Genomic DNA, 22,050 nt, shown 5'->3' with positions numbered 1-22,050 from the left:
CCCCCTAGCGTGCGGCGCGGACCCACGCCCGCGCCGCGCTCGTGAGATTCGGGCCGTCGGACCCTGCCAGCCGGGCGCCGTCGACGGCGCTCGCCGTGTTCCTCGCGGTCCCGTTCTCCTCCGAGGTGACCAGCCCCGTTCCGGAGGTGGCGACACCGGTGGCGGAGACGCCGACGAGGACGGGCCGCTCGGCGCGAGGTCCGGTCCGGCGCACCACCCAGTCGGTCAGCGGCTTCGGGGCTTCGTCGATGTGCCGCATCGCCGTACCGGAGCCGGTGGCGAACGTTTCGGCCCCGCCGCGGAGTCCCGCCGCCATGCCCCCGCCCGCGGCGCGGCCGGTCCGGACGGCCGCCGCCATGCCCTTGGCCCCCTGGGCGACCGCCCCCACGCCCGGCAGGGCGCCGACGGCGTCTCCGGCGAGGGTGACGGTCGCTCCCCAGAACTTCGCGTCGAGCCGGCCGTCGACCACCCCGCCCCTGAGGGCGGCCCGCAGCTGGGGATCTCGCGCGTGCGCGACGAAGGCCGCGAGGCTCAGACCGGCGGCGAGGAACAGTACGGGCACCAGGAGAGGTCCGGAGAGCAGGAACGCGGCCAGGCCGGCCACGGCCGACAGGAAGCTGAGGCCGTCCCCCAGATCCCCGTCCACCCAGTCCAGCAGTCCGCCCGTCCGTCCCGGCTCCTTCGGCGCCAGCCGGTCCGTTGCCTCGTTGAGGGACTTCGCGACCCGCCCGGCCCGCACCCGGTGGGTCTCCTCCAGCTCGCGGGCCAGCCGCCGCACGTCCTCGAGGGCCGCCCTCGCCCGGGTCACCCCGTCCGCCGCCGCCGTGAGATCGGCGGCCGGAACGCCGGGCGTGCCGCGCACTGTGGAGTCCGTGGCCTCGGCCTTGCGGACGGCGGCCGCTTCGAGGGCCGCCCGCGTCTCGTACGCCCGCGCCGTGGCCTGGTAACCCACCAGGTCGTCGTGCCACGCGCCCAGGCGGCCGGCCGCCTTGGACAGCGAGTGATGCGCGTTCTTCAGAAAACGGGGCAGATCGCCGTCGAGGGCTTCACGGAAGGCGTCCGCGGCCTCTCCCTGCCAGTACGAGGATTCGCCGAGCAGCTGGGCCACCAAGCGGTGGGCGGTGCCGAGCGAGGTGGCCGAAGCGGTGAGTTTGACGCGCAGGGCGGCGATCTCGGCGGGGCTGCCGGGGGCGGGGTCCCAGCCCAGGTGGGGGTAGGGGACCTCAGCCACGGCCGGCCCCTCCGTCGTGCGGGGCGCCGCCGTCACGCGAGAGCCCTCTGTCGTGCGGGACGCCGCCCTCCGGCGAGGCGCCGCTGTCATGGCGGCCGCCGCCGTCGTGAGGGGTCACCGCCCGGAACGCCGCCTCGATCGAGCGGTTGAGCTGGACGTACCCCTCGCGGCTGAGGTGGACGCCCTCGCGCACGGCCTTGATCCGGACGCCCAGCTGCTCCGCGCCGTACTTCCAGCGCTTCTGGAAGCCGTCGCAGGCCTCGTCGAGCTCGGGCGTGCCCAGCCGGTCGGCGCGGGCGTGCTCCAGCGCGCGTCTCGCCTCGGTGAGCGAGGTGAGGGATTCCCCGAGCGCGCGGGAGAATCGGCCCAGTTGATCGGTGTCCACCTGGAGATCGCGATGCATGGCGGACCACACTTGCAGATCATCGCCAAAGCGGAGAAATGCCGTCACTCGGCCGGGTGGCGGGGGCAACGGGCGCTGACACCCGGGCCCCCGTCACGGCCCGGGTCGTCACCTCGTGCCGCGGCGGCCTCAGCCGGCCGCGCGCGCCGCCATGCGCGCCTTGCGCGCCGCGAGCTTCGCGTCGAACTTGCTCGCCTCCGAGTCGAGCCCGCCCATGTACAGGCCGAGCTCCTCCTGCGCCTTGAGACCCTGCGGGCCCAGCCCGCCGATCTCCAGCACCTTCAGGTAGCGCAGCACCGGCTGCAGGACGTCGTCGTGGTGGATGCGCAGGTTGTAGATCTCGCCGATCGCCATCTGCGCGGCGGCCCGCTCGAAGCCCGGCATGCCGTGCCCGGGCATGCGGAACTCGACGACCACGTCCCGTACCGCCTGCATCGTCAGGTCGGGGGCGAGCTCGAAGGCCGCGCCCAGCAGGTTGCGGTAGAAGACCATGTGCAGGTTCTCGTCGGTCGCGATGCGGGCGAGCATCCGGTCGCAGACCGGGTCGCCGGACTGGTGACCGGTGTTGCGGTGCGAGATGCGGGTCGCGAGCTCCTGGAAGGCGACGTACGCGATCGAGTGCAGCATCGAGTGCCGGTTGTCCGACTCGAAGCCCTCGCTCATGTGCGACATGCGGAACTGCTCGAGCTTGTCCGGATCGACCGCGCGCGAGGCGAGGAGGTAGTCGCGCATCACGATGCCGTGGCGGCCCTCCTCGGCGGTCCAGCGGTGCACCCAGGTGCCCCAGGCGCCCTCGCGGCCGAAGAGGGTGGCGATCTCGTGGTGGTAGCTGGGGAGGTTGTCCTCGGTGAGGAGGTTGACCACCAGAGCGATCTTGCCGATGTCGGTGACCTTGGACTGCGAGGGGTCCCAGGCTTCACCGTCCTCGAAGAAGCCGGGGAAGTTCCGGCCGTCGGACCACGGCACGTACTCGTGCGGCATCCAGTCCTTGGTGACCTTGAGATGGCGGTTGAGTTCCTTCTCCACCACCTCCTCCAGCGCGAACAGCAGCCGGGCGTCTGTCCACGCTTCCGAACTGCCGAGGTGGGGAGAGGCGAGCGTCACGGGGGCTCCAGGGGGACGGGGGCAAGGGGAAATACCTACGGCTTCGTAGGTTACGAGACCGTAGGTTAAGGGGACGATAAGGGGTCGGCCAAGCCCTCTCGGCTCGATGTCCGGTTACGTTCCGTTATGCGTGCAGCTCACGGACGCGCACGGAGAGACACGTCACGCAGCCTTCGAGCTTCTCGAACTCCTCGATGTCGACCACGACGGGCTCGTAACCCAGATCCGCGAAGAGCTCCGCCGACTTGGGTGCGCTCGCCGCCATGAGGAGCTTTCCGCCGCCCAGCAGGACGACGTGGGACCCCGCCTCCTCCGGAACCGGCAGGAAGCGGGGGAACAGCGACGGCTGGTCGACGAGCGGCTCATGACCGATGACCGTGCCGTCCGGCAGCGCCGTCACGGCCGACTTCAGGTGCAGGACCCGGCTCACCGGTACGGAGACCACCCGGGCGCCCAGCGGCTCGAACGCGGCCCGCAGCTGCCGTGCGCCTTCCGCGTTCGTCCGCCCGCCGCGCCCGGCGTACACCGTGTCGCCGATCTTGAGAATGTCGCCGCCGTCGAGGGTGCCCGGCGCCCTGACTCGGTTCACCGAGCAGCCGAGCCCGGTCAGGGCCTCCTCGACGGCCGGCGTCTCCGCTCTGCGGGAGGGGGCGCCGGGGCGGGCGATCAGGGCGACGTTCCGGAACATCACGACGGCGTCCTCGACGAACACCGCGTCCGGGCAGTCGTCGGCCGGGTCCACCTCGACCGTCCGCCAGCCGTGCGCGCGCAGCGCCGCGGTGTAGGCCTCCCACTGCGCGAGCGCGCGGGCCGGATCGGCGGGGGAGCGCTCGATGTGTGTCACCAGTCCCTCGGCGAGGCGCGGGCCGGGGCGCCGGATCAGGGCGATTGGGCTGGGCACGGTCGTCCACCTCCTGAAGTCCCCGGATCAGCCGGGGTTCCCGGGTTGTCTGCTGCCCAGGCCCGGCCCGTCCACTCGGGGGCCGACTGTCCGGGGCGGCCGCGGGGCGGCCTCACGATCAGGGCCGCCCGCGTGGCGCCGTCGACGCGGGGCCGCCCACTCGGGGCCGACCCCTCAGGCCGTCGCGTACCCCTCCCGTACCTCCTCCGCCGTCGTGGGGCGCAGCTCGCCGTCGAGCAGCAGCCACCGGGTGATACCCAAGGACTCCAGGAACGGCACATCGTGACTCGCCACGATCAGCGCGCCCTCGTACGCCTCCAGGGCCGCGGTGAGCTTCCGAACGCTCGCCATGTCGAGGTTGTTCGTCGGCTCGTCCAGCATCAGGAGCTGTGGCGCCGGTTCGGCGAGCAGCTGGGCGGCGAGCGCGGCCCGGAATCGCTCCCCGCCGGACAGTGTCCCGGCCGGCTGGTCCGCGCGCGCCCCCTTGAAGAGGAACCGCGCCAGCCGCGCCCTGATCGCGTTGCCGGTCGCCTCCGGCGCGAACCGGGCGACGTTCTCCACCACGCTCAGGTCGTCGTCCAGCACATCGAGCCGCTGGGGAAGGAAGCGCAGCGGCACGTGCGCGACCGCTTCACCCGCGACGGGCTCCATGTCGCCGGCGATGGTGCGCAGGAGCGTCGTCTTGCCCGCTCCGTTCCGCCCGACGAGCGCGATCCGCTCCGGGCCGCGCAGCTCCCACTCACCGCGGACGGTGGCCCCGTAGCGCAGTTCGAGGTCCTTCAGGAGCAGGACGCCCCGCCCCGGGTGCACCGTGGTGTACGGCAGCTCGACGCGGATCTCGTCGTCGTCGCGCACCGCCTCCACCGCCTCGCCGAGGCGCTCCCGGGCTTCGGCGAGTCGCTCGGTGTGCAGGGCGCGGTGCTTGCCGGCCGACACCTGCGCCTCGCTCTTGCGGCCGTTGGCGACGATCTTGGGTACGACCTTGTTGTCGAAGCTCTTCTGCGCATAGCGCTTGCGGCGGGCCAACTTCATCTGGGCGTCGGACAGTTCGCGCTTCTGGCGCTGTACGTCGGCCTCGGCGACCCGCACCATGCGTTCGGCCGCCTCCTGTTCGGCGGCGAGTGCCCGCTCGTACGCGGAGAAGGAGCCGCCGTACCACGTCACCTCCCCGTCGCGCAGATCGGCGATCTGATCGACGCGCTCCAGCAGTTCACGGTCGTGACTGACCATGACGAGTACGCCGGACCAGGCCTCCACCGCCGCGTACAGCCGCCGACGGGCGTACAGGTCGAGGTTGTTGGTGGGCTCGTCGAGCAACAGCACATCCGGGCGGGCCAGCAGCAGGGCGGCCAGCCGCAGCAGGACCGACTCGCCTCCCGACAGCTCGCCGATGGAGCGGTCGAGGCCGATGTGCCCGAGACCGAGCTGGTCGAGCGCGGCCAGGGCCCGCTCCTCCACGTCCCAGTCGTCGCCGACGGCGGTGAAGTGGCTCTCGCGGACATCACCCGCCTCAATGGCGTGCAGTGCCGCGCGGGTCGCGGCGATTCCGAGGACCTGGTCGACCCGCAGCGTGGTGTCGAGGACCAGGTTCTGTGGCAGATGCCCGACCTCGCCCGCCGTGCGGACCGTACCGCCGGTCGGGGTGAGCTCTCCGGCGATCAGCTTCAACAGGGTCGACTTTCCCGAGCCGTTGAGGCCGACGAGTCCGGTCCTGCCGGGGCCGACCGTCAGCCGGAAGCCGTCGAGGACCTCGCTGCCGTCGGGCCAGGAGAAGGAGAGGTCGGAGCAGGTGATGAAGGTGGGGTGGGTTGACATACGGGTCTCCCGGTTGCTGATGAGGGCTGGGGCAACGGGTGAGACACCGGGCGACCGGTCGGGGAGTAGCGGGAACGGCTCGTACGCCGAGGTCGCACGGCACACACAGCGGCGCGAGGGGCGGCTGTGCGGCACGGTGTCTCAGACCTCAGACGAGCAACGTCCTACTCCGATCCGACGACAACAGGGCAACGAGGAAGACGCTACCCCTGGGGCGGAGCGGGAAGCCAGCGAATTAAGGGGAGCGGGAAGGCGGCGAACCAAGGGGAGGGGGAAGCGGGCGAATCAAGGGGACGCGAGCCGGCGCGTCACCGCGCGTCGCGCAGCAGCTCCGCCAGTTCGTGGTCCAGGTCCAGATAGTGGTGCTCGCGTCCCGACGGCACCAGGTGCTGGGCGCGCTCGAGGAAATCGCGCACCTCGGAGGTGCGGATGTGGACCATGGCCACTCCCTCGGGCGCGTGGAACTCCAGGACCGTGCGGTCGTAGCCGTACGGCCGTACCCGTACGTCCCCGACCCCCGCCGGCCGGTCCATGCCGGCCGCCAGCAGCTCGCGGGAGAACGCCCAGGACACCTCGACGCCCTCCAGCGTCGCCGGCGGCGGGAACGCCATGCTCACCGCGAACGGGTCCTCGCGGTCGTACCGCAGCATGGCGAAGACGGTCTCCATCCGGGGAGCGGATGCGACCATGCGGGCCTGGACGGCCTGCTCGATGACGATGGACACGGCCTGCTCCTCGCGCGCGGCTTCGGCTGACGCCTCCCTACACCGGGGAGGACGACGAAATCGGTCGCGGCGTGCATTGGAGGGGAGCGTGACCTGTGTCACCGCCATCGTTGTCATCGCGGGGCGAGGCGGGGCGGCCGGCGCCCGGGCCGGACCCGTCGGCTCCGGCCTGGGCCGAGGGAGGCACCCTGGACGGGTTCTGCCCGGTGGGCTAGCTTCCGGCGCCATGACGTCCAAGGGGAAGACGAGACGAATGATGTCGGTGGGACTGTGCGGGGTGGCGCTCGCCGCGGCCCTTGCGGCCACTCCGGCGCAGGCCGAGGGAACGGTGCCGGAGAGCGGAGGGCCGGGGTGGAAGCTGACCGACACGGGGACCGACGCGCGCTTCCGGGGGCTCGCCGCCGTCGACCGCGAGAGCGCCTGGGTCGCCGGATCGAAGGGCACGGTTCTGCGGACCTCCGACGGGGGCCGGACCTGGCGCGACGTGTCCCCGGCCGGTGCGGCGGACCTGGAGTTCCGTGACATCGAGGCGTTCGACACGAGGCGGGCCGTCGTCCTGGCGATCGGGGAGGGCGAGGCCTCGAGGCTCCTGCGCACCGAGGACGGCGGCGAGACCTGGACCGAGGCCTTCCGCAACGGCGATCCGAAGGCCTTCTACGACTGCGTGACGTTCTTCGACCGCCGCCACGGGCTGGCGATGAGCGACCCCGTCGACGGCAAGTACCGCATCCTGTCCACCGGCGACGGCGGAAGGTCGTGGAAGGTGCTGCCGAGCGAGGGAATGCCCGACGCGCAGCCCGGCGAGGCGGGGTTCGCGGCGAGCGGGCAGTGCCTGGTGAGTTCCGGTCCGAAGGACGTGTGGCTGGCGACCGGCGGCGGCGCGACCGCCCGGGTCCTGCACTCCTCGGACCGGGGCCTGCACTGGACCGCCTCCGACGCGGGCATCCCGGCCGGCGACCCGGCCCGTGGGGTCTTCGCCCTCGCCTTCCGGGACCGGGGCCACGGCATCGCGGTCGGCGGCGACTACCGCAAGGACCAGCCGTCGCCGCACGCCGGATCGGTGAGCCGCGACGGCGGCCGCACCTGGCAGCCGTCCACCACGCCGCCGCCCGCCTACCGGTCGGGCGTCACCTGGCTGCCTCACACCCGTGCCGCCGCACTCGCCGTCGGTCCCACCGGGACCGACCTGACCACCGACGGCGGCCGCACCTGGCGGACGGTCGACACCGGCTCGTACGACACGGTCGACTGCGCGGCGGACTTCGGGTGCTGGGCGTCGGGAGAGCGGGGGAGGGTCGCGCGGCTGACGCTCAAGGCGTCTTCGTGATCACGCGATCCGCCGGTGCGGCCGGTGCGGCGCTCTAGCCGGGCAGCTGCTCGCGGTACGGGGCGAGCTCCGGCGCGGTCTTGGTCGCGTAGAACTCGGTGATCCGGTACGCGCAGACGCCGCCGATGGTGAAGGGGTCGGCCGCCGTGATCTTCTCGATCCGCGCGCGGTCGTCCCCGACAGCCAGGATCACACCGCCGTCCCGCGGGTTCTTCCGCCCCGAAGCGATGAACACGCCCTCGGCGTACTGCGCGTCCAGCCACTCGACGTGGGCGGCGAGCAGCTCGTCGACCTGCTCGACGGGGGCGGTGTAGGTCAATTCCAGTACGAACATGATCAGCAGGTTACCGGGCGGGCGGGGAGCCGATCGGGCCGGTCCGAAGGGTGGGCCGGCCCGTAAGGTGGCCGTCATCATGACGATCATCGCAACTCCCGAGGACTGGCCGGCCGACGAGGCGACCGCCCGGCGCGTACAGGACGACCTGCGCGAGCGTGTCGTCCTCGACGAGCCCGGCCCGGCGCCCGGCACCGGAGTGGTGACCGGCGTCGACGTGGCGTACGACGACGAGCGGGACGTCGTCGCCGCGGCCGCCGTCGTCCTCGACGCCCGGACGCTCGACGTGGTCGAGGAAGCCACCGCCGTCGGCCGCATCTCCTTCCCCTATGTCCCGGGGCTGCTCGCCTTCCGGGAGATCCCGACCGTGCTCGCCGCGCTGCAGTCCCTGACCACGGGCCCCGGCCTCGTCGTCTGCGACGGCTACGGACGCGCCCACCCGCGCCGCTTCGGCCTCGCCAGCCACCTCGGTGTCCTCACCGGCCTGCCCGTCATCGGAGTCGCGAAGAATCCCTTCACCTTCTCGTACGAGCAACCGGGCGAGCGGCGCGGCGACTTCAGCCCCCTCGTCGCCGACGACCCCGAAGGCCACGAGGAGGTCGGCCGGGCCCTGCGGACCCAGCACGGCGTCAAGCCCGTCTTCGTCTCCGCGGGCCACCGCGTCACCCTGGAGACGGCCTGCGCCCACACGCTCCTGCTGACGCCCCGCTACCGACTCCCGCAGACCACACGCCTGGCCGACGCACTGTGCCGCCGGGCGCTGCGGGAGGCGACGGGCACGACCGAGGGCTGAGCGGCGCGGGCGAGGCGTCCCACCTCGTCACTCCGTTCCACAAGCTGAGTACGCGTACGGATATCCCCGGCCGATCACGGCCGACAGGCTGGGACCCATGACAACACCCACGCCTCCGCGCCCCGTTGAACGCGGCGTCATGACCGTTCTCATCGTGGCCGGGCTCGTCGGGCTCGGCTGGGTGGGGTCCATGGCCTACACCATCGCCGTCTGGGCGGCGGCCCTCTGACCGGTGCCGGGGGCGTGCTGAGAGTATCCGGGGGTCGGAAGGATCCGGCCGGCCCGGCGGGTCCGGGAGGCCCAATGGGGGGAATGGCGCATGATCGGCAGCTTGCAGTGTGTGGTTCTGGACTGTGCCGATGTTCAGGTACTCGCCCGCTTCTATCAGGGGCTGCTCGGCGGTGAGGTGAACCGCCCCGACCCCCAGTGGGCCGTCGGTGAGGGCTGGGCGACGCTGCATCCGGACGCCGGGCCGGTGCTGGCGTTCCAGCGGGTGGAGGATCACCGGCCGCCGGTCCACGGGAAGCCGGCACGGCCCCAGCAGTTCCATCTGGACGTCCGCGTCGACGATGTGGAGCGGGCCCAGCGCGAAGTGATCGCCCTGGGTGCGGCGTTGCTCGACGACGGGGGCGGCACGCGGAGCTGGCGTGTCTACGCCGACCCCGCGGGCCACCCCTTCTGTCTCGTACGCCACTGACGCGGAGGACTCAGCGCGCGTCCGCGACCCGGAAGCGGATGCCCGCCGCCCGCAGCCGCCCCAGCAGCGCGTCGCCCATCGCGACGGCCGTGGTGACCTGGCCGGCGGTCTTGGGCAAGTCGTCGAAGGCGAGACTGAGCGCCGACTCGGCGAGCATCTTCGCCGTCTCGTCATAGCCCGGATCGCCGCCCGACACCTCGGTGAAGACCCGGCGCCCGCCCCCCTCGCCGACGAAGCGCAGGGAGAACCAGCTGCGCTTCCTGCGCTCCTCGCTCGGCCCCTGGCCCGGTTCGTAACGGTCCATCAGCCATTTGCGCACGGGCGCGAGTTGGGCGAGCGCCACGCCCGCGCCGGCGGCTGCCGCGCCGCCGAGTGCCATCGGGAGCGTCCGCACCGACGCGTAATGGCGGTAGCGGAAGTCCGGACCGTACCGGCCGAGCGCGGCCGCCGAGCGGGCGACGACCTGCGGGTCGAGCACCGGCAGCGGCAGGGCCCAGGTGCCGGTCTCCCGGCTGAAGCGCGGGGTGCCCAGCGGGGCCCGGGCCCGCCGTCCCACCAGACGGGGCTCGTGCAGCCGGCGCTCGTGGGCGGCCCGCAGTATCTGCCGCCCGCGCCCCATCGCGGTCAGCGCTGAGGCGAACGTGCCGCCGGAGAAGACCGCGCCCGCCCGCACGAAGCCCTCGATCCGCAGCGGCACGTCCTGCGGCAGCTGCTGGACGGTGTAGTACACGCCCAGATCGCACGGGACGGAGTCGAAGCCGCAGGCGTGCACGATCCGCGCGCCGGTCTCCCGGGCGCGCGCGTCGTGCCGTACGTACATCAGGTCGACGAACTCCGCCTCGCCGGTCAGGTCCACATAGTCCGTTCCCGCCTCCGCGCAGGCGGCGACCAGGGCCTCGCCGTACCAGACGTACGGCCCCACGGTGGTGGCCACCACCCGGGCCGACTCGGCGATCTCCCGCAGCGAGTCGGGGTCCTCCGCGTCGGCCGTCAGCAGCGGGAGGTCCGCACACCCCGGCCAGGTCGCCGCGAGCCGGTCGCGCAGGCGCTCCAGCTTCTCGGGGCTGCGCCCGGCGAGGGCCCACCGGCACTCGTCCGGAGCTTGCGCGGCGAGGTACTCCGCGGTCAGCTCCCCGACGAAACCGGTTGCCCCGAAGAGCACCACGTCGTACGCCCGCCCTGTGTCCATCCAGCCCTCCGCGTTCACCCCGCGGGCCCGTGGACCCGCTGCTGTCGGAGGCGGAGCCTAGCGGTCGTCCCGGAGCGGGCGTGAGTCACTCCCCGGTGGAGCCGTCGATGCTCTCCCGGAGCAGGTCGGCATGGCCGTTGTGGCGCGCGTACTCCTCGATCAGGTGCGTGAGGACGTAGCGCAGCGAGTACGGCTCGTCGCCGTGGAGGCCGGTGATGTCGAGGGACTCGGCCGCCTCCACGGTGGCCCGGGACCGCGCGCACTCCTCGCGCCATATCCGGAACGCCTCGTCCGGATCGGCCCCCTCGACGTCGAACTCGGCGAACGAGCCGGGCTCCGGGCCCGGCCAGTGGGCGGGGGCCACCTCGTCCTTGAGGGTGCGCCGGAACCAGCTCCGCTCCACCTCGGCGAGGTGCCTGACCAGGCCGAGAAGGGAGAGGTCCGACGGCGGGACGGCCCGCCGCGTGAGCTGTTCGGCACTGAGCCCGGCGCACTTCATGAGCAGCGTGGAGCGCTGGAACTCGAGGATCCCGGTCAGGGTGGCGAGCTCGTCGCCGGAGTGCGGGGGCTCGGTGCGCGTGTGATCGTGTCGCATCGGCTCATCATGCCGACCGCCGGACCGGCCCACCGGGATTTTCCGTCCGGGATCAAGCGCTTGCTCGGCCCAGGGGCTTGTGCCGAGTGGAACGTGTTCTTAGCATCACTGCTGTTACATCAGTAGTGTCACAGTGCTGGGGGCTTGATGGCAGCGACAGGGAACGGTGGCGGCGGCCCGCTGGCCGGAGTGCGCGTGGTCGAGCTGGCGGGCATCGGGCCCGGGCCGTTCGCCGCCATGCTCCTGGCCGATCTCGGCGCCGACGTCGTACGGGTCGACCGGCCCGGCGGCTCCGGCCTCGGCATCGACCCGGCGTACGACCTCACCAACCGCAACAAGCGGTCCGTACTGATCGACCTCAAGGGTGACGGCGGGGCCGCGCGCGTCCTCGACCTGGTGGAACGCGCCGACATCCTCATCGAGGGATACCGGCCCGGCGTCGCCGAGCGGCTCGGGGTCGGCCCCGACGCGTGCCTCGCCCGCAACCCCGGGCTGGTCTACGGGCGAATGACCGGCTGGGGCCAGGACGGGCCGCTCGCCCAGCGGGCCGGGCACGACATCGCGTACATCGCCATCACCGGCACCCTCTCCATGATCGGTAAGGCGGACGAGCCTCCGACCGTGCCCGCCAACCTCGTCGGGGACTACGCCGGCGGCTCGCTCTACCTGGTCGTCGGCGTGCTCGCCGCCCTCCAGCACGCCCGCGCCCACGGGGAGGGCCAGGTCGTCGACGCGGCGATCGTCGACGGGGCCGCCCACCTCGCGACCATGATCCACGGCATGATGGCGGCCGGCGGCTGGCAGGACCGGCGCGGCTCCAACCTGCTGGACGGCGGCTGCCCCTTCTACGGGAACTACGAGACCTCCGACGGCCAGTACATGGCGGTCGGGGCGCTGGAGCAGCAGTTCTACGACGAGTTCATCGCCCTGATGGGACTGACCGACGAGGCGCCGGCCCGTAAGGACTTCGGGCGCTGGGAGGAGCTGCGGGCCGCCGTGGCCGCCCGCTTCCGCACCAGGACCCGGGACGAGTGGACCGCCGTCTTCGAGGGCTCGGACGCCTGCGTCGCCCCCGTCCTGTCGCTGAGCGAGGCGCCCGCGCATCCGCATCTCGCCGCACGCTCGACCTTCGTCGACCACGCCGGTTTCACCCAGCCCGCCCCCGCGCCCCGCTTCTCGGCGACCCCTGCCGCCGTGCGGAGCGGACCCGCGCTGCCCGGCGCCGACATGGACGACGTCGCCCGGGACTGGGACGTCCCGGGCATCGCGCCGTAGAAGGGGACAGGGGACACAGGGTGAGGCCGCACACCGCTTACAGGAGGACGAGTTGAAGCGCCAGATCTTCACCGCCGAGCACGACGCGTTCCGGGAGACCGTCCGTACCTTCCTCGACAAGGAAGTGCTCCCGCACTACGACCAGTGGGAGAAGGACGGCATCGTCTCGCGCGACGCCTGGCGGGCCGCCGGGCGACAGGGGCTGCTCGGTTTCGCCGTCCCGGAGGAGTACGGAGGTGGCGGGAACGCGGACTTCCGCTACAGCGCCGTGCTCGCCGAGGAGTTCACCCGGGCAGGCGCCGCCGGGCTCGCCCTCGGTCTGCACAACGACATCATCGGGCCCTATCTGACCGGGCTCGCCACCGACGAGCAGAAGCGGCGCTGGCTGCCCGGCTTCTGCAGCGGCGAGATCATCACCGCCATCGCCATGACCGAGCCGGGCGCGGGCTCCGACCTGCAGGGGATACGGACCTCCGCCGAGGACCGGGGCGACCACTGGCTGCTCAACGGCTCCAAGACCTTCATCTCCAACGGCATCCTCGCCGACCTGGTGGTCGTCGTCGCGAAGACCACCCCCGAGGGCGGGGCGCACGGACTGTCGCTGCTCGTGGTCGAGCGGGGGGCGGAGGGCTTCGAACGCGGCCGCAACCTGGACAAGATCGGCCAGAAGTCCCAGGACACCGCGGAGCTGTTCTTCCACGACGTCCGCGTGCCCAAGGAGAACCTCCTCGGCGAGCTCAACGGCGCCTTCGTCCATCTGATGACCAACCTCGCCCAGGAGCGGATGGGCATCGCGGTCGCCGGGATCGCCGCGGCCGAGCATCTCCTGGAGATCACCACCCAGTACGTGAAGGAGCGCGAGGCCTTCGGGCGGCCGCTCTCCAAGCTCCAGCACATCCGCTTCGAGATCGCGGAGATGGCCACCGAGTGCGCCGTCACCCGGACCTTCCTCGACCGCTGCATCGTGGATCACTCGAACGGGGAACTCGACGCGGTCCACGCCTCGATGGCGAAATGGTGGGCCACGGAACTGCAGAAGCGCGTGGCCGACCGCTGTCTGCAATTGCACGGCGGATACGGCTACATGACCGAATACCGCGTGGCCCGGGCCTTCACGGACGGCCGCATCCAGACCATCTACGGCGGCACGACCGAGATCATGAAGGAGATCATCGGCCGTTCCCTGCTCGGCTGACCCTCACCTCACCCTCCCGCTGCGTTGTCAGAAAGGCTCCAGACCAGTGAGCACCGAAGCGTACGTGTACGACGCGATCCGCACCCCGCGCGGGCGCGGAAAGGCCAATGGCGCCCTGCACGGCACCAAGCCGATCGACCTGGTGGTCGGCCTCATCCATGAGATCCGCGACCGCTTCCCCGGCCTCGACCCGGCCGCCATCGACGACATCGTCCTCGGCGTCGTCGGCCCCGTCGGCGACCAGGGCTCCGACATCGCCCGGATCTCGGCGATCGCCGCGGGCCTGCCCGACACCGTCGCCGGCGTCCAGGAGAACCGCTTCTGTGCCTCCGGCCTCGAAGCCGTCAACATGGCCGCGATGAAGATCCGTTCCGGCTGGGAGGACCTCGTCCTCGCCGGCGGTGTCGAGTCGATGTCCCGGGTCCCGATGGCCTCCGACGGCGGCGCCTGGTTCGCCGACCCCATGACCAACTACGACACCGGCTTCGTCCCCCAGGGCATCGGCGCCGACCTCATCGCCACGCTGGAGGGATACTCCCGCCGCGATGTCGACGAGTACGCCGCGCTCTCCCAGGAGCGGGCCGCGGCGGCCTGGAAGGACGGCCGCTTCGACCGGTCCGTCGTCCCCGTGCGCGACCGCAACGGCCTGGTCGTCCTCGACCACGACGAGCACATGCGTCCGGGCACCACCGCCGACTCGCTCGCCTCCCTCAAGCCCTCCTTCGCCGCCATCGGCGACATGGGCGGCTTCGACGCGGTCGCGCTGCAGAAGTACCACTGGGTCGAGAAGATCGACCACGTCCACCACGCGGGCAACTCCTCCGGAATCGTCGACGGCGCCTCGCTCGTCGCCATCGGATCGAAGACGGTGGGCGAGCGCTACGGACTCACCCCCCGCGCCCGGATCGTGGCCGCCGCGGTCTCCGGCTCCGAGCCGACCATCATGCTCACCGGTCCCGCGCCCGCGAGCCACAAGGCGCTCGCCAAGGCCGGACTGACCATCGACGACATCGACCTCGTCGAGATCAACGAGGCGTTCGCCGGAGTCGTCCTGCGCTTCGTCAAGGACATGGGCCTCTCGCTGGACAAGGTCAACGTGAACGGTGGCGCCATCGCCCTGGGCCACCCGCTCGGCGCGACCGGCGCGATGATCCTCGGCACGCTCATCGACGAGCTGGAACGGCAGGACAAGCGGTACGGCCTCGCCACCCTCTGCGTCGGCGGCGGCATGGGCATCGCCACGATCGTCGAGCGTCTCTGATCCCGTCCGTTCCCCCTCCTCTTCCTCTTTACGGAGAAGCAGCAATGTCAGTCACGAGCACCACCATCCGCTGGGAACAGGACGAGACCGGGATCGTCACCCTCGTCCTCGACGACCCCAACCAGTCCGCGAACACCATGAACCAGGCGTTCAAGGACTCCATCGCGGCGATCGCCGACCGCGCCGAGGCCGAGAAGGAGTCGATCCGGGGCATCATCTACACCTCCGCCAAGAAGACCTTCTTCGCGGGCGGCGACCTCAAGGACATGATCCGGCTCCGCCCCGAGGACGCCCAGCTCGCCTTCGACACCGGTACGGCCATCAAGAGCTCCCTGCGCCGGATCGAGACCCTCGGCAAGCCGGTCGTCGCGGCCATCAACGGCGCGGCCCTCGGCGGCGGTTACGAGATCGCCCTCGCCAGCCACCACCGGGTCGCGCTCGACGCGCCCGGCTCCAAGATCGGCCTGCCCGAGGTCACCCTCGGCCTGCTCCCGGCCGGCGGCGGAGTGACCCGCACCGTACGGCTGATGGGCATCGCGGACGCGCTGCTCAAGGTGCTGCTCCAGGGCACGCAGTACTCCCCGCAGCGGGCGCTCGAGAACGGTCTCGTCCACGAGATCGCCGCGACCCCCGAGGAGATGCTCGCCAAGGCGCGCGCCTTCATCGACGCCAACCCCGAGTCGCAGCAGCCCTGGGACGTCAAGGGCTACAAGATCCCCGGCGGCACCCCGTCCAACCCGCGGTTCGCCGCCAACCTGCCCGCCTTCCCGGCCAACCTGAAGAAGCAGCTGAACGGCGCGCCGTACCCGGCCCCGCGCAACATCCTCGCCGCGGCCGTCGAGGGCTCACAGGTCGACTTCGAGACCGCGCTGACCATCGAGGCCCGGTACTTCACCGAGCTGGTCACCGGCCAGACCGCGAAGAACATGATCCAGGCGTTCTTCTTCGACCTCCAGGCCGTCAACTCCGGCGCCAACCGCCCCCAGGGCATCGCACCGCGCCCGGTCCGCAAGGTCGCCGTCCTCGGCGCGGGCATGATGGGCGCCGGCATCGCCTACTCCTGCGCCCGGGCCGGCATGGACGTCGTCCTCAAGGACGTCTCCGCCGAGGCCGCCGAGCGCGGCAAGGAGTACTCCGAGAAGATCCTCGCCAAGGCGCTCTCCCGGGGCCGGACGACCGAGGCGAAGCGCGACGAACTGCTCGCCCGCATCACCCCGACCGCCGACCCGGCCGACCTCGCCGGCTGTGACGCGGTCATCGAGGCCGTCTTCGAGGACACCGCGCTCAAGCACAAGGTGTTCCAGGAGATCGAAGGCGTCATCGACCCGGACGCGCTGCTCTGCTCCAACACCTCGACACTGCCGATCACGGTGCTGGCGGAGGGTGTCGAGCGGCCCGAGGACTTCATCGGGCTGCACTTCTTCTCGCCCGTCGACAAGATGCCGCTCGTCGAGATCATCAAGGGCGAGCGGACGAGCGACGAGGCGCTGGCCCGCGCGTTCGACCTGGTCCGGCAGATCAAGAAGACCCCGATCGTCGTCAACGACTCGCGCGGCTTCTTCACCTCGCGGGTCATCGGCCAGTTCATCAACGAAGGCGTCGCCATGGTCGGGGAGGGCGCGGACCCGGCGTCGGTCGAGCAGGCCGCCGCGCAGGCGGGTTATCCGGCGAAGGTCCTCTCGCTGATGGACGAGCTGACGCTGACCCTGCCGAGGAAGATCCGCAACGAGACCCGGCGGGCGATCGAGGAGGCCGGCGGCACCTGGGCCGGACACCCCTCGGACGCGGTCATCGACCGGATGGTCGACGAGTTCGGGCGGACGGGCCGCAGCGGCGGAGGCGGCTTCTACGCGTACGACGAGGAGGGCAAGCGGGCGGGGCTGTGGCCGGGGCTGCGCGAGCACTTCACGCGCCCGGAGGTCTCGATCCCGTTCGAGGACATGAAGGAGCGGATGCTGTTCTCGGAGGCGCTGGACTCGGTCCGCTGCCTGGAGGAGAACGTCCTGACCTCGGTCGCCGACGCCAACATCGGTTCGATCATGGGTATCGGCTTCCCGGCCTGGACCGGTGGTGTCCTCCAGTACATCAACGGCTACGAGGGCGGGCTGCCCGGCTTCGTCGCGCGGGCGCGTGAGCTCGCCCGGACGTACGGGGAGCGGTTCACGCCGCCCGCGCTGCTGGTGGAGAAGGCGGAGAGGGGCGAGGTCTTCACCGACGCGTGAGGCCGGAGGGGCGGGGCCTTCACCGACGCGTGAGGGCCGCCGGGAGGGGCGGGGTCGGGGGCTTCACCGGCAGCCCGAGGCCTTGCCCTTGCCCGCTCGCGGGTCGCGTTCAGTCCTCCTGGCCGAACGCGGCCCGCAGCTCCTCCCGCAGCGACCGCTGGAACGCCGTGACCAGGGCCTGGATCACCATCGGCTGCATGTGCGCCGAGAGCGACTTCATCGCGGCGACATGGTCCGGGTCCGACTCGCGCTCCCGGTACGGGTTCCACACCTCGTCCCGGAACAGCCGCGACAACTCGTGCGCGGCGGCCCGGGCGTGCTCCAGCAGGACCGTACGGGAGGCGAGGATCGTCTCGTGGGCGATCGGCACGTCGAGCAGCTCGACCCCGAGCCGCAGCAGCGTGCCGTCGAGCCGGAAAACCTCCGGGTCCGGCCCCCGGTCCAGGACGCCCATCGCGGCCAGCCGGTCGATGTCCTCCTCGGCGAGCGGCCGACCCGCCCGGCGTTCCAGTTCCTTGCCGGTGATCTCCTCGGCCGACTCGGGTGCCCAGGAGGCGACGAGCGCGCGGTGGATGGCCAGGTCGTGGGCGCTGAGACCGGGCGGGAGCTGCTCCAGGTACCGTTCGATCGCGGCGAGGGTCATCCCCTGGTGCTGCAGTTCCTCGATCAGAGCGAGCCGGGACAGGTGCTCGGGGCCGTAGCGGCCCACGCGGCGCGGCCCGATCACCGGGGGAGGAAGCAGGCCGCGGGTGCTGTAGAAGCGGACCGTCCGCACGGTCACCCCGGCGCGGGCGGCCAGTTCGTCGACGGTGAGCGTCCGCTCCGCCGGCTCGGCTGTCTCGGTCGCCATGTCGGTGGCTCGCTTCCTGTCGCTCTGCTCGCTTGCTGCCGTGCGGGTTTCCAGTAGAACAGTATTGCTGTCTCACCATTGTTGTGAAAGTGCCCGATCACCGCGAGCGGGACGGCTCGGGTCCGGTGCGGCTGTCAGTGGTGGGTCGTACGGTAGTTCGCATGACGGGGATCGTGTACGTACAGGGGGACGCCACCGCGCCGCTGGGCAAGGGCGTCAAGATCATCGCGCATGTCTGCAACGACCTGGGCGGCTGGGGCAAGGGCTTCGTCCTGGCCCTCTCACGCCGCTGGGCGGAACCGGAGAAGGCCTACCGGCGCTGGCACCGGGAGCGGGCCGCCAACGACTTCGGCCTCGGTGCCGTGCAGTACGTCCAGGCGGGGCCGTACGTGTGGGTGGCCAACATGGTGGGTCAGCGGGGCATGCGCACGGGCAGCAAGGGGGTTCCCGTGCGGTACGAAGCGATCGACACCGCCCTCGCGTCACTCGCCGGCAAGGCCGCCGAGCTCGGCGCCTCCGTTCACATGCCGCGCATCGGCTGCGGGCTGGCCGGGGGGAAGTGGTCGCGGATCGAGCCGTTGGTGACCGAACGGCTGGTGGCGACGGGCATACCCGTGACGGTGTACGACTACGCGGACTAGCGGGCCGGGCCATTCGGCGTCGACAGCGGAAGGTGACCCTCCTTCAGGGCCCCGCGGTCCCGAAGCCCTGTGACTGCCGCTACAGTCATGTGCTTGTTCGAATCCGGGCGCTGTGAAGGGGAGGGGCATGTACGCACAACTCCGGGAGAGAGCCGCCGAGTTGGCCGATGTGCTGTGGCGGGAGCACACCGTGTACCGGGAACGCGGCGGGGGCGTGGTGATACGCGGCGAGCACGTCCAGCGCTGGATCAGCCTCGCGCCCACGGGGGGACGCGACGAGGCCCTGGTCCGGGCCGGACGCATCCTCGAAGGAGGGACGACGGCCCCCGCGCGCTCGGAAATGATCGTGAGCCTCTCCGCCGGGACGAACGAACTCGCTGCGATCTGCCGGCGACTGCTCGCCGACGCCGCCGTCGACGCGGAGCCGCGCACACCGGGACCCGTAGGGGCGAAGAGGCGTCAGGGGTCCGCGCGGCCGGTGCGTGGCAAGGGCAGGCACACCGGCCTGGGCTCGTGGCTCGTGATCGGCTGCGTCGTCGCACTCGTCGGCCTCTACGCCTACGGCGTCGCCACGGCCGGCTACTGACCGGGCCGCCGCCCTCCGAAGCCGCCTGTTCCGCCCATGACGTGGGGTACTTCCCAGGGGCTTGCGGATCGCTCCGTACGGGGGGGAAGGGAGCACCTAGTGCTGTGACCGCATAGGTTCGCCGGGTTGGTGGTAGTGGGTCGCCACGGCATCGGTCCTCCGTCTGGGGGAAGCCCGCGCGCGGCCGAGGCCCGGACGTGGTCGGCTGAAGACAGCAGCCCACTATGACGGCTTGGCTTCGCTCACCGACGGACGTCCACGTGGGCGCGTCTTGGCACGGCGAGAGGAGCGGCCATGACCAGCCGCACAGTGCAGGACCGGCTGTTCATTGGCGGGGACATGGTCACGCCTGCCTCGGAAGACGTGATCGAGGTCATCTCTCCGGTCACGGAGGAGCGGGTCGGTACCGCTCCCTCATCGACGCCTGCCGATATCGACCGAGCAGTACGCGCGGCGCGCGCCGCCTTCGACGACGGCCCCTGGCCCCGCATGTCTCCACAGGAGCGCGCAGACGCGCTGGGTCCGTTCGGCGAGTACCTGCGCGCACGTGTCCCCGAGATCGCACAGCTCATCACCACAGAGATGGGCTCACCGATCAGCTTCTCAAATCAGCTTCAGGCACCGGTTCCCGTGATGGTTCTGGACTACTACCGGGAACTTGCCGCGACGTTCCCCTTCGAACAGGATCGAGCAGGTCTCAGCGGTCCCGCGCGGATCCTTCGGGAGCCTGTGGGCGTCGTGGGGCAGATCGTGCCGTGGAACGCGCCGCTCATCCTGACGATGGTGAACCTTGCTCCCGCCCTCATCGCCGGCTGCACCGTCGTGCTGAAGCCCGCGCCGGAGACCCCGCTGCACCCGTACCTGCTCGCCGACGCTGCCATGGAGGCCCGTCTGCCCCCCGGTGTCCTCAACATCGTGCCTGCCGACCGGGAGAACAGTGAGGCGCTCGTGCGGCACCCGCTGGTAGACAAGATCAGCTTCACGGGCAGCTCCGCCGTAGGGCGACGGATCGGGGCACTGTGCGGCGAGCAGTTCAAGCGCGTCACTCTCGAGTGCGGCGGGAAGTCGCCCGCCATCATCCTCGAGGACGCCGACATCGACAGCGTCGTACCCGCCCTCATGCCGTACGCGATCATGATGTCCGGCCAGCACTGCCTGGCGCAGACCCGGATCCTCGCTCACCGCAGCCGCTACCAGCAGGTCGTGGATGCGATCTCACAGTCAGCTGCTGCGCTGCGGATCGGCGATCCGGATGATCCCTCGACCGAGGTCGGCCCCCTGGTGGCCGAGCGCCAGCGGCGGCGGGTCGAGGACTACATCGCCGGCGGACGGAAGGACGGCGCGACGATCACGGTCGGCGGCGGCCGGCCCGCGAGCCAGTCGAAGGGCTGGTACGTCGACCCGACGGTCTTCGCAGACGTAGACAGCTCCATGCGCATCGCGCAGGAGGAGATCTTTGGCCCCGTGCTCGTCGTCATCCCATTCGACGACGACAACGACGCGGTCCGTATCGCGAACGACTCGAAGTACGGCCTGTCGGGAAGCATCTGGACCGACGACCTGCACCGAGCCATGCGCATCGCTCGTCAAGTGCGCACAGGGACCTTGACGCTGAACGGGTACCGGATCGAGTTCGCCGCCCCCTTCGGCGGATACAAGGAATCCGGGATCGGCCGCGAGTTCGGGCCCGAGGGCCTCAGCTCGTTCCTGGAGTACAAGACGATCAATTTGCCGGCCGACCTGCTGCTGTGACCGCATAGGTTCGCCGCGTTGGGTCAGGCTGAAGTCTTGAGGGGGCGTCCGCCCCAGCGGATGCCTTTCTCGCTGCGGATGCGGGCGCGTTCCTTGCGTTCGGCGGCCAGGACGTCGCGATGGCGGGCGTTGGCGTTGCGCCAGCGCAGGTAGGCGTGCAGGGCCTGGGTCTGAACCGTGTGGTTGGGGTAGTTCGAGTTGGCGATGGTGAACTGCCGCAGCGGCCCGAAGTGGGCCTCGATCGGGTTCGCCCACGAGGCGTAGGTCGGCGTGAAACACAGCTCGACCTTGTGCTTCTTCGCCCAGCGTCGGATGTCGGTGCCCTTGTGGGCGGACAGGTTGTCCAGGATCACGTAGATCGGGGCGCCGTCCGGGCGGGCGGCACGGATCGACTTCAGCGCGGCCAGCGTGTTCATGGCGCCCTTCTTGCGGCGGTTCACGCCCCACAACGTGTCGTCGCCGACCGAGTAGCAGCCGTGGAAGTACCGGACTCCATGAGTGCGGTGGTAAGTGGCCGGCAGCCGGTCGGGACGCCCTTGTCCGGCCCAGCACGAGCCCGCGGTGGGCCGGATCCCGAGCGGGCCGAACTCGTCGAACGCAAAGACCCGGTCCGGGAAGCGGTGAAGGACTTCCTCGATGCGGTCGAGCTTGGCGTCGCGCTCGGGGTCCCGGGACTCCTTCCAGGTCTTGGTGCGCTGGAAGGTGATGCCGCGGCGGGCGAGCAGGCACCGTAACGCCTCGCGGCCAATGCGGATCACCCGGCCGTGCACTTTGCGCAGGTAGGCGACCAGCTTGCGCAGCGACCAGCGGGTGAACGGCTGGCCGAGCTTGACCGGTCGGGTAGTGGCCGTCGCGATGACGAAATCCTCGTCGTCATCGCTGAGTTGGCGGGGACGGCCTCCCACCCACTGAGGGTCCAGGCAGGCCAGGCCGATCTCGTTGAAGCGGTGGATCACGTCCCGGACGGTGTCCTCGTCGGCCTGCACGAGCTGGGCGATCACCGGCACCCGGTTCCCGCCGGCCGAGGTCAGCAGCATCATCGTCCGCCGGTAACGCACCGTGCTGGTGCTGCCCCGGCGCACGATCTGCTGCAGCTTCTGCCCCTCATGGTCGGTCAGTCTGCGCACACGGACAGGATCAGCCACCGCGCCTCC

At 71.2% G+C, this 22,050-nt stretch carries 22 protein-coding genes; 11 read left to right on the top strand and 11 right to left on the bottom strand.

Annotated elements, in window-relative coordinates:
* Positions 1 to 4 precede the first annotated feature (4 nt).
* From ACZ7J0_RS01810 to ssgD, 6 genes are all read right to left on the bottom strand, one after another.
* Entirely contained in the window at positions 5 to 1,231 is a 1,227-nt protein-coding gene (locus ACZ7J0_RS01810) for a hypothetical protein (protein ID WP_470883005.1), read from the bottom strand.
* Entirely contained in the window at positions 1,224 to 1,634 is a 411-nt protein-coding gene (locus ACZ7J0_RS01805; RefSeq protein WP_470883004.1) for a hypothetical protein, read from the bottom strand. The genes ACZ7J0_RS01810 and ACZ7J0_RS01805 overlap by 8 nt, the downstream gene beginning before the upstream one ends.
* 129 nt (positions 1,635 to 1,763) lie before the next feature.
* Positions 1,764 to 2,738: an acyl-ACP desaturase gene (locus ACZ7J0_RS01800; RefSeq protein WP_470883003.1), complete on the bottom strand. Its 975-nt coding sequence runs from the start codon at positions 2,736 to 2,738 to the stop codon at positions 1,764 to 1,766.
* A gap of 124 nt (positions 2,739 to 2,862) precedes the next feature.
* Positions 2,863 to 3,639, bottom strand: a complete 777-nt coding sequence (gene ddaH / locus ACZ7J0_RS01795) for a dimethylargininase (RefSeq protein ID WP_470883002.1) — start codon at positions 3,637 to 3,639, stop codon at positions 2,863 to 2,865.
* 174 nt (positions 3,640 to 3,813) lie between these two features.
* On the bottom strand, positions 3,814 to 5,454 hold the full coding sequence (locus tag ACZ7J0_RS01790; protein ID WP_470883001.1) for an ABC-F family ATP-binding cassette domain-containing protein: 1,641 nt from the start codon (positions 5,452 to 5,454) through the stop codon (positions 3,814 to 3,816).
* Between the two features lie 308 nt (positions 5,455 to 5,762).
* Entirely contained in the window at positions 5,763 to 6,179 is a 417-nt protein-coding gene (gene ssgD, locus ACZ7J0_RS01785; protein ID WP_470883000.1) for a spore wall synthesis regulator SsgD, read from the bottom strand.
* Positions 6,180 to 6,405: 226 nt separating this feature from the next.
* On the opposite strand from ssgD, the gene ACZ7J0_RS01780 reads away from it, so the two are divergent.
* Positions 6,406 to 7,506: a WD40/YVTN/BNR-like repeat-containing protein gene (locus ACZ7J0_RS01780; RefSeq protein WP_470882999.1), complete on the top strand. Its 1,101-nt coding sequence runs from the start codon at positions 6,406 to 6,408 to the stop codon at positions 7,504 to 7,506.
* Between the two features lie 34 nt (positions 7,507 to 7,540).
* On the opposite strand, the gene ACZ7J0_RS01775 is transcribed toward ACZ7J0_RS01780, so the two are convergent.
* On the bottom strand, positions 7,541 to 7,840 hold the full coding sequence (locus tag ACZ7J0_RS01775; protein ID WP_470882998.1) for a YciI family protein: 300 nt from the start codon (positions 7,838 to 7,840) through the stop codon (positions 7,541 to 7,543).
* 79 nt (positions 7,841 to 7,919) lie between these two features.
* Between ACZ7J0_RS01775 and ACZ7J0_RS01770 the strand changes: the two genes are divergently transcribed.
* From ACZ7J0_RS01770 to ACZ7J0_RS01760, 3 genes are all read left to right on the top strand, one after another.
* On the top strand, positions 7,920 to 8,633 hold the full coding sequence (locus ACZ7J0_RS01770; protein ID WP_470882997.1) for an endonuclease V: 714 nt from the start codon (positions 7,920 to 7,922) through the stop codon (positions 8,631 to 8,633).
* A 97-nt stretch (positions 8,634 to 8,730) separates the two neighbouring features.
* Positions 8,731 to 8,862, top strand: coding sequence for a morphogenic membrane protein MmpA (gene mmpA / locus ACZ7J0_RS01765; RefSeq protein ID WP_470882996.1), 132 nt, complete (start codon positions 8,731 to 8,733; stop codon positions 8,860 to 8,862).
* 90 nt (positions 8,863 to 8,952) lie between these two features.
* Entirely contained in the window at positions 8,953 to 9,330 is a 378-nt protein-coding gene (locus ACZ7J0_RS01760; protein WP_470882995.1) for a VOC family protein, read from the top strand.
* A 10-nt stretch (positions 9,331 to 9,340) separates the two neighbouring features.
* Here the strand turns inward: ACZ7J0_RS01760 and ACZ7J0_RS01755 are convergent, their stop codons facing one another.
* Complete coding sequence (locus ACZ7J0_RS01755) at positions 9,341 to 10,519, bottom strand: saccharopine dehydrogenase family protein (protein WP_470882994.1); 1,179 nt, start codon at positions 10,517 to 10,519, stop codon at positions 9,341 to 9,343.
* Positions 10,520 to 10,604: 85 nt separating this feature from the next.
* Positions 10,605 to 11,114: a DinB family protein gene (locus tag ACZ7J0_RS01750; protein ID WP_470882993.1), complete on the bottom strand. Its 510-nt coding sequence runs from the start codon at positions 11,112 to 11,114 to the stop codon at positions 10,605 to 10,607.
* Between the two features lie 147 nt (positions 11,115 to 11,261).
* On the opposite strand from ACZ7J0_RS01750, the gene ACZ7J0_RS01745 reads away from it, so the two are divergent.
* From ACZ7J0_RS01745 to ACZ7J0_RS01730, 4 genes are read left to right on the top strand one after another with little or no spacing between them, the layout of a single operon-like run.
* The gene (locus ACZ7J0_RS01745) at positions 11,262 to 12,389 is read left to right on the top strand and encodes a CaiB/BaiF CoA transferase family protein (protein WP_470882992.1); all 1,128 of its coding nucleotides are present in this window, start codon (positions 11,262 to 11,264) and stop codon (positions 12,387 to 12,389) included.
* Between the two features lie 52 nt (positions 12,390 to 12,441).
* Entirely contained in the window at positions 12,442 to 13,584 is a 1,143-nt protein-coding gene (locus ACZ7J0_RS01740) for an acyl-CoA dehydrogenase family protein (protein ID WP_470882991.1), read from the top strand.
* A 46-nt stretch (positions 13,585 to 13,630) separates the two neighbouring features.
* Positions 13,631 to 14,845: an acetyl-CoA C-acetyltransferase gene (locus tag ACZ7J0_RS01735; RefSeq protein WP_470882990.1), complete on the top strand. Its 1,215-nt coding sequence runs from the start codon at positions 13,631 to 13,633 to the stop codon at positions 14,843 to 14,845.
* Between the two features lie 44 nt (positions 14,846 to 14,889).
* A complete protein-coding gene (locus ACZ7J0_RS01730; protein ID WP_470882989.1) occupies positions 14,890 to 17,067 on the top strand; it encodes a 3-hydroxyacyl-CoA dehydrogenase NAD-binding domain-containing protein in 2,178 nt (725 codons plus the stop codon).
* Positions 17,068 to 17,176: 109 nt separating this feature from the next.
* On the opposite strand, the gene ACZ7J0_RS01725 is transcribed toward ACZ7J0_RS01730, so the two are convergent.
* Positions 17,177 to 17,917: a MerR family transcriptional regulator gene (locus ACZ7J0_RS01725; RefSeq protein ID WP_470882988.1), complete on the bottom strand. Its 741-nt coding sequence runs from the start codon at positions 17,915 to 17,917 to the stop codon at positions 17,177 to 17,179.
* A 161-nt stretch (positions 17,918 to 18,078) separates the two neighbouring features.
* Here ACZ7J0_RS01725 and ACZ7J0_RS01720 point away from each other — a divergent pair, with 161 nt between their 5' ends.
* From ACZ7J0_RS01720 to ACZ7J0_RS01710, 3 genes are all read left to right on the top strand, one after another.
* Positions 18,079 to 18,558: a macro domain-containing protein gene (locus tag ACZ7J0_RS01720; protein WP_470882987.1), complete on the top strand. Its 480-nt coding sequence runs from the start codon at positions 18,079 to 18,081 to the stop codon at positions 18,556 to 18,558.
* A 127-nt stretch (positions 18,559 to 18,685) separates the two neighbouring features.
* Positions 18,686 to 19,144, top strand: coding sequence for a hypothetical protein (locus tag ACZ7J0_RS01715; RefSeq protein ID WP_470882986.1), 459 nt, complete (start codon positions 18,686 to 18,688; stop codon positions 19,142 to 19,144).
* Between the two features lie 294 nt (positions 19,145 to 19,438).
* Positions 19,439 to 20,896 (top strand): aldehyde dehydrogenase, encoded by a 1,458-nt coding sequence (locus tag ACZ7J0_RS01710; protein ID WP_470882985.1) that lies wholly within the window; start codon positions 19,439 to 19,441, stop codon positions 20,894 to 20,896.
* Between the two features lie 23 nt (positions 20,897 to 20,919).
* Here ACZ7J0_RS01710 and ACZ7J0_RS01705 read toward each other — a convergent pair whose 3' ends face one another.
* Positions 20,920 to 22,041 (bottom strand): IS630 family transposase, encoded by a 1,122-nt coding sequence (locus ACZ7J0_RS01705; RefSeq protein ID WP_470882984.1) that lies wholly within the window; start codon positions 22,039 to 22,041, stop codon positions 20,920 to 20,922.
* Positions 22,042 to 22,050 lie beyond the last annotated feature (9 nt).

Source organism: Streptomyces sp. NPDC038280 (assembly GCF_055600045.1).
This window is presented reverse-complemented; position numbering and strand designations above follow the sequence as displayed.

Bases quoted from the DNA above. Each gene is read 5' to 3' on its own strand.
- ACZ7J0_RS01805 (WP_470883004.1), bottom strand. From the start codon at position 1,634: ATGCATCGCGATCTCCAGGTGGACACCGATCAACTGGGCCGATTCTCC.
- ACZ7J0_RS01790 (WP_470883001.1), bottom strand. From the start codon at position 5,454: ATGTCAACCCACCCCACCTTCATCACCTGCTCCGACCTCTCCTTCTCC.
- ACZ7J0_RS01780 (WP_470882999.1), top strand. From the start codon at position 6,406: ATGACGTCCAAGGGGAAGACGAGACGAATGATGTCGGTGGGACTGTGC.
- ACZ7J0_RS01775 (WP_470882998.1), bottom strand. From the start codon at position 7,840: ATGTTCGTACTGGAATTGACCTACACCGCCCCCGTCGAGCAGGTCGAC.
- ACZ7J0_RS01770 (WP_470882997.1), top strand. From the start codon at position 7,920: ATGACGATCATCGCAACTCCCGAGGACTGGCCGGCCGACGAGGCGACC.
- mmpA (WP_470882996.1), top strand. From the start codon at position 8,731: ATGACAACACCCACGCCTCCGCGCCCCGTTGAACGCGGCGTCATGACC.
- ACZ7J0_RS01760 (WP_470882995.1), top strand. From the start codon at position 8,953: ATGATCGGCAGCTTGCAGTGTGTGGTTCTGGACTGTGCCGATGTTCAG.
- ACZ7J0_RS01755 (WP_470882994.1), bottom strand. From the start codon at position 10,519: ATGGACACAGGGCGGGCGTACGACGTGGTGCTCTTCGGGGCAACCGGT.
- ACZ7J0_RS01750 (WP_470882993.1), bottom strand. From the start codon at position 11,114: ATGCGACACGATCACACGCGCACCGAGCCCCCGCACTCCGGCGACGAG.
- ACZ7J0_RS01745 (WP_470882992.1), top strand. From the start codon at position 11,262: ATGGCAGCGACAGGGAACGGTGGCGGCGGCCCGCTGGCCGGAGTGCGC.
- ACZ7J0_RS01730 (WP_470882989.1), top strand. From the start codon at position 14,890: ATGTCAGTCACGAGCACCACCATCCGCTGGGAACAGGACGAGACCGGG.
- ACZ7J0_RS01725 (WP_470882988.1), bottom strand. From the start codon at position 17,917: ATGGCGACCGAGACAGCCGAGCCGGCGGAGCGGACGCTCACCGTCGAC.
- ACZ7J0_RS01720 (WP_470882987.1), top strand. From the start codon at position 18,079: ATGACGGGGATCGTGTACGTACAGGGGGACGCCACCGCGCCGCTGGGC.
- ACZ7J0_RS01715 (WP_470882986.1), top strand. From the start codon at position 18,686: ATGTACGCACAACTCCGGGAGAGAGCCGCCGAGTTGGCCGATGTGCTG.
- ACZ7J0_RS01710 (WP_470882985.1), top strand. From the start codon at position 19,439: ATGACCAGCCGCACAGTGCAGGACCGGCTGTTCATTGGCGGGGACATG.